Below are 1,145 nucleotides of genomic sequence, written 5' to 3'. Positions count from 1 at the left end.
GTAATAGTAACAGTATGTCCAAGATTTATAGATTCATTGCAATTATCATTAAGTTTTTGCACCAGAACCCTTAATTCATCATAGTATTTCTTAGCTTTCTCTAAATCTTCTTTTTTACTAAATTCAAACACACGCCCACCTTTATCATCACCTAACTTTGGAGTAAGGATACGCTTCCCGTCTTTACGCATGTTACCGAATTCCTTTTGTGGTAGATCCGTAGCATTTTCAGCTTCTAATCCAGCTTTCTTGAACTCGTTAATAAGTGACGTTGTAGTAACCTGTTCAGGCTTTTTTGCTTCTTGTTTAGGCTTAGTATCGCTTGAAGTGCTTGCTTTATCATTAGAACCACAAGCAGCCAATCCCATAAGTAATGCACTACATGCTAATGCTGTAAGTAATTTTCGTTTCATGATTATTTCCTCCGGTATGTATTAGTTATTTTAATTGATTACGAATCACTTTTAATAATGCATCGACATTATAGTCAGGAATATTGTGGATTGTACGTTTCTTCGTTCCAAACAATTTTTTCATTTCCAAATAAATGATTCCTGTATTCATAAGAGAAATCCCTAATGGACCTTGTATGATATCAAAATCTACGCCTTTAATATCTTTGTATTTCACAACTTCAGCTTCAGCGCCACCAAAGAAACCACCTTTCATACTTACCAGGTATAGATTATGTTCCCCAACAATGATAAATCCTGTTTTGGTGAATTTAGGTTGAGCTACCTCGAAATAGTGAATCGCTTCTTTAGCTTTCATAACCTTCTTTAAAGCATTGAAAGCATACTGATAATATGTACGTTCCGTTTTCGGGAATTCTTTTGATATTTCAACCATTTCAGTAAGTGTAACCGGGTATTCGATAACGCCAAATCGTTCATCAATCTTAGTATATTTTGGATTAGCCATATTATATCCCCTTTTAAAATGTAAGATTTTCGAGCTAATCATATCAGATGACCTGTTTTTAGTATGTCGTATTTTGTCGAATGAAAATAAAAAAGAGAGCCTAAGCTCTCAATAGTAAGAATGGTCAAATTATGTCGAATTTTACCTATAGATATTGGGTGTTTTTGCCCTAATCCCCGAAAAGGGGGAATTAGCTTAATTAATTAAAAAATACAACTTATGCT

2 protein-coding genes are annotated in these 1,145 nt (G+C 33.9%); both read right to left on the bottom strand.

Annotated features, from left to right (window positions below; translation table 11 throughout):
* The coding region (locus V7038_RS14560) for a hypothetical protein (protein ID WP_335470642.1) at positions 1-413 on the bottom strand (413 nt) is incomplete at its 3' end.
* A gap of 25 nt (positions 414-438) precedes the next feature.
* Positions 439-921 (bottom strand): PH domain-containing protein, encoded by a 483-nt coding sequence (locus V7038_RS14555; protein WP_215598510.1) that lies wholly within the window; start codon positions 919-921, stop codon positions 439-441.
* Positions 922-1,145 lie beyond the last annotated feature (224 nt).

It is taken from the genome of Bacillus sp. JJ783, from assembly GCF_036963225.1.
Taxonomy (GTDB): Bacteria; Bacillota; Bacilli; order Bacillales; family Bacillaceae_G; genus Bacillus_A; species Bacillus_A cereus_U.
Note: the sequence above shows the minus strand (reverse complement) of the source record. Positions and strands in the feature narration are given on the sequence as shown.